The sequence below is a fragment of the Sphingomonas sp. TF3 genome, from assembly GCF_003985085.1.
Classification (GTDB): Bacteria; Pseudomonadota; Alphaproteobacteria; order Sphingomonadales; family Sphingomonadaceae; genus Sphingomonas.
In genome coordinates this window covers 1-4,406 of the sequence record NZ_RWKS01000059.1, presented here as the reverse complement: position 1 = coordinate 4,406, position 4,406 = coordinate 1, and the positions used below count along the sequence as shown (strand labels likewise).

Genomic DNA, 4,406 nt, shown 5'->3' with positions numbered 1-4,406 from the left:
ATTTCGCACGCGATGACCACACGGCCGAGCTTTGACCCTACCACCGTCCAGCGCGAATTCCGGCTGATGATGTCGGATTACATCGCCCGTGTCGCAATGCCCGAATTGCTCAAGATTTTGCGCCGCGAAGCCCCCCACGTCACGATCGAAGTGGTCGCCTCAGACGCGTCGATGCACGCTCGGATCGAACGGCGCGAGATCGATCTGGCGATCGCGCCTGAGAGGTTTCTTAGCCCGGATCACCCGTTCGAACCGGTGATCGAGGATCCATATGTTGTCGTGGTTGACCCGGCCAATACGGCGATCGGGACCGCCATCTCGATCGAGGAATATGTGGCTGCCGATCATATCGTCGCGAACATGTCGGGCAACCGGCAGGCGTCGTTCGAGGACTGGTTCCTTCAGAACGTCGACATCGTCCGCAAAGTGGTGGTCACAGTGCCGATGTTTTCGCTCATGCCGTCGCTGATTGTGGGCACTGACATGGTCGCGACGATGCATGCCAGCCTCGCTGCATCAATGGCGCCCGCTTACGGTCTTCGTACCGTTCAAGTGCCGGAAAATTTCCCAAAGCTGCAGGAGTTCGCGCAGTGGCACCGGCTTAGTTCGCAGGATCTCGGGCTGATTTGGCTTCGCGGCAAGCTGCACGACGTCTTCGACACTGTGAGAGTGCGAGGCATTGACTGACTATTTAACTATCCGAATAGCGGATGTGAGGGATCATAAAACGCATTTTGTCGAATAGTGTGAGGGACGGTATCTAACTGCGAGGCCGATGGGAAATCGGCCCTGGAGTGAGAGGTACTGCGCGTGCAGGGGCTAAATATCCTGATCATTGGCGGGGGGATAGGCGGGCTGACGTCCGCGATCGCGCTGCGCCGCGGAGGTCACCGCGTCACGATCCTCGAAAAGGATCCGAGCTGGTCAGTCTATGGGGTCGGTATCATCCAGCAATCCAACGTGTTGCGAGCGATGGACGGTCTGGGCATGCTCGACGACTATTTGAAAGCGGGCTTCGCGTTCGATCGAGTGGACGTCTTCTCGCTGACGGGAGCGTGCGTCGCACAGCTGGCGTCGCCGAAGCTTGTCGACGACTATCCTGCCAATGTCGGGATAGGCCGCCGTGCGTTGCAGAAGGTACTGGCGGACCGTGCGCTAGAAGCGGGAACGCAGATCCGGCTCGGGGTAACCGCGTTAGACTTCAAGGATGGCGAAGATGGCATTTTCGTCGGGATGTCCGACGGGACCCAGGAAGGCTTCAACCTCGTAATCGGGGCAGACGGCCTGTATTCGCCGACCCGACAGACGATCTTTCCAGAAGCGCCGATGCCCCGCTTCACCGGCCAGTCTGTCTGGCGCTACAATTTTCCGAAACCCGCCGATCTGGATTGCCTGCACGCCTATGACGGCGACACCGCGGTCGGCCTGGTGCCGCTCAGCGACGACGTTATGTATATGTACGTCACCTCAACCGAGCCCGGCAATCCGCGCTACGATCGGGTCGGCATGGCGCGCGTGATGCGCGATCGATTGAAGGGTCACGCCCCGCAGGTCGAGGCGCTCGCGGCACAGATCATCGACGATGATGGCGTCGTTTATCGTCCGCTCGAATACATCTTCGTCGAGGGGGACTGGCATATGGGCCGGGTCGTGCTGCTCGGTGATGCCGTCCATGCGACCACGCCGCATCTGGGCCAGGGCGCAGGCATGGCGATCGAGGACAGCGTCGTCCTTGCTGAGGAACTGGGACGCGCAACCACGCTCGACGCGGCGCTGCGCAGCTACCGGGATCGCCGGTTCGAGCGGTGCAAGTACATCGTCGAAACTTCCGCCGCGATCAGCCTGGGCCAGATAGGGCTGGGGCCCCGGATCGACCAAATCAGCGCGACCAGCGACATGTACCGCGTGATCGCACAGCCGATCTGACGCGGGGATCAACAATCGGCCTGCGGGCAACGGGAGAGTGATGATGAGCCGAGTGACCGAAATCCGCTATGTTGGCTATGCCGTCCCCGACATGGCTGCGGAACGCGCCTTCTATCGGGATGCATGGAAACTGAAGGAAGTTGCCGACCGCGATGGCATGATTTTCTTCGCCGCTGAAGGCAGCGAGGAGCCATACGTCGTTCGGTTGCGGGAAAACGGGGCGAATCGGATTGATGTGATCGCCATGGCAACCGACACGCGCGCAGATGTCGATGCGCTGCACGACAAAGTCGTCGCGGCTGGTTGCCAGATCATCGCCAGCCCTCATGACCTGACTAGTCTCGGCGGCGGCTATGGCTTTCGCTTCTTCTCAGTCGATGGCCTGCCATTCGAGATTTCAGCCGACGTTGCGCGTGGCGAAAAGCGCGAGATCGAACGTTGGGAAGGCGTGCCGCAGAAGATCAGCCACGTCGTTCTGCATTCGCCCGATCACAAGGCGATGGTGCGGTTCTTCATCGACGTGCTTGGTTTCAAGCTATCCGATTGGGTTGGCGAGTATATGGCGTTCCTGCGGTGCAACGAATGGCATCACAGGATCGCTCTCGTCCCGGGGCCCGCGACCCTCAACCATGTCGCCTACGACATGCTTTCGGTCGATTGCATGATGCGTGGCATGGCGCGGATGAAGGAGTGGGAATTCAACGTCGCTTGGGGGCCGGGTCGCCATACCGCCGGCAACAACACGTTCAGCTACTTCGTGACGCCCAACGGCAACATGGTTGAGTTCACGTCTGAGTTGGAGACGGTGGATTTCGAGCATCACGAAGCTAAGGTCCATACACCTAGCGCACGGACGGTCGATCAGTGGGGGATTGCGCAAGGAAGCCCTGAGACCATGCCAAAGCCGGCGGAGGATCCGGGCTTGTTCCAAGCGGTAGCATATTAAAATCGATTGGTGGCAGGCTGATAAATCTTCGGAATAGGAGCTTTAATATTGGCCATTAGTAATCGGTTATATGCTTCGCGAAGCGGGGGGCGTCTTCGTGATTAGCGATCCTGCTCTACCACTTCTTTATTTCTCACCCGGGGCCTGTTCTCAGGTTACGTTGACCGCGCTTGAAGAGACGGGGGTTGCTTTTGAAACACAATTGATTGCCTTCATGCGCGGTGATCACCGCACGCCGGAGTTCTTGGCGATCAATCAAAAGGGTCGGGTCCCTACATTAGTCATCCGCGGGGAAACGCTTAGCGAGAATGTGGCGATCCTTTCATGGCTAAACGAGGAGTATCCCGACGCCGGCCTAAGTCTGCCACTTAAAACGGCGCTGGACCGCGCGCGGTTCATTGCCGACTTAAGCTATTTCGCGTCCGGGCTCCATCCTATCGTCACCCGCATCAGGATCCCAACGAATTTCGCCGGTCCAGAGAATGCCGAAGCCGTGTGGCGGCTGGCAGTGAAAGTGATGACCGACAATCTTGCCGATATCGAGCGGCGGCTTGCCGAATGGCCGTGGTGGTCGGGCGAACAATGGACGATCCTAGATGCGTATCTTGCCTGGGTATGGTTTCGCGTGACGGGCGCGGGGCTCGACCCGGCACCGTTCCGTAGTATTGCCGCACACGCCGCGCGCCATGCCGACCGACCGGCGTCGCACCGCGTGGCGAAGCGTGAAGCGGAGGCCGTCGAATATTTGACCGCGCACGGACTTCAAGTGCGGTTTCCACCGATGGAGTGGCAAACGCCTGACCGCGCGGCTGCAAGCCGGTGATGGTAAAGACAAACTAAGCGAAGGCAGAAACGGTGCCAGCCCGCCGTCACGAAATGGTAGGGCCCCCGCACGCTCTGCATCGCCCGCATAATACCCGGCCTGCATTGATCCGCGGCAGCCTTGATCAGCTCGGCTTTACCACGGCGAGGATCGCGATCGCGGTGACCGAACCCAACACCAGCGGCAGGGTCAGGCGGGCAGAATGCGCGACGGGCAGGCCGCCCGCCATCCGCCGCAGCCTACCCGACTGCGCCCCGTGGATTCCCGATAAGACGACGACGAATACGAGCTTCGCGATCAGCCATCCATCCCGGAACCAGCCACCTGCAAGCCCGAGCGACAATCCGAACGACCAGACGAGAAGCATCGCTGGCATGGTCACATGCTGATCCCAACGGCGCATTGCCTTGGCCGCCAGCGCGTCGTCCGGTCGTGCCGCGCCCAGGAAGGCGCCGACCGCCAGCACACCGCTGATAAAAATCATTGCCGACGCAACATGGAGTGCCTTTAACCAGGGATAAAGATCCTGCATCATGACCGCGCCGCGCGGTCGGTGCGCAAAAGGGCAGCCTTTCGTCGAGCCAGGAACAGCGTCGTATAGCCCGCGAATGGCGCCATTGCTGACAGCACCAGCCGCAACCCTTCGCGCTTGCTCCAGCCGCCACCTGCGATCGTCTGAACAACCACCCAAATATAGAGGCAGAAAGCGAT

Annotated in this window: 6 protein-coding genes; 4 read left to right on the top strand and 2 right to left on the bottom strand. The window is 60.1% G+C overall.

The window, feature by feature from the left end:
• The 4 genes from EJC47_RS20655 to EJC47_RS20640 form a co-directional block, all read left to right on the top strand.
• A partial coding sequence (locus EJC47_RS20655) for a LysR substrate-binding domain-containing protein (RefSeq protein WP_126849576.1) occupies positions 1-687 on the top strand: 687 nt, incomplete at its 5' end.
• 123 nt (positions 688-810) lie between these two features.
• Positions 811-1,926: an FAD-dependent oxidoreductase gene (locus EJC47_RS20650; RefSeq protein ID WP_126849575.1), complete on the top strand. Its 1,116-nt coding sequence runs from the start codon at positions 811-813 to the stop codon at positions 1,924-1,926.
• A gap of 43 nt (positions 1,927-1,969) precedes the next feature.
• The gene (locus EJC47_RS20645) at positions 1,970-2,872 is read left to right on the top strand and encodes a VOC family protein (protein WP_126849574.1); all 903 of its coding nucleotides are present in this window, start codon (positions 1,970-1,972) and stop codon (positions 2,870-2,872) included.
• 70 nt (positions 2,873-2,942) lie between these two features.
• Positions 2,943-3,695 carry a glutathione S-transferase family protein gene (locus EJC47_RS20640; protein WP_126849573.1) on the top strand — a complete coding sequence of 251 codons (753 nt, stop codon included), beginning with the start codon at positions 2,943-2,945 and terminating at the stop codon, positions 3,693-3,695.
• Between the two features lie 124 nt (positions 3,696-3,819).
• Here EJC47_RS20640 and EJC47_RS20635 read toward each other — a convergent pair whose 3' ends face one another.
• Entirely contained in the window at positions 3,820-4,230 is a 411-nt protein-coding gene (locus tag EJC47_RS20635; protein WP_126849572.1) for a CopD family protein, read from the bottom strand.
• A partial coding sequence (locus tag EJC47_RS21250; RefSeq protein ID WP_221885203.1) for a hypothetical protein occupies positions 4,227-4,406 on the bottom strand: 180 nt, incomplete at its 5' end. The genes EJC47_RS21250 and EJC47_RS20635, both read right to left, overlap by 4 nt.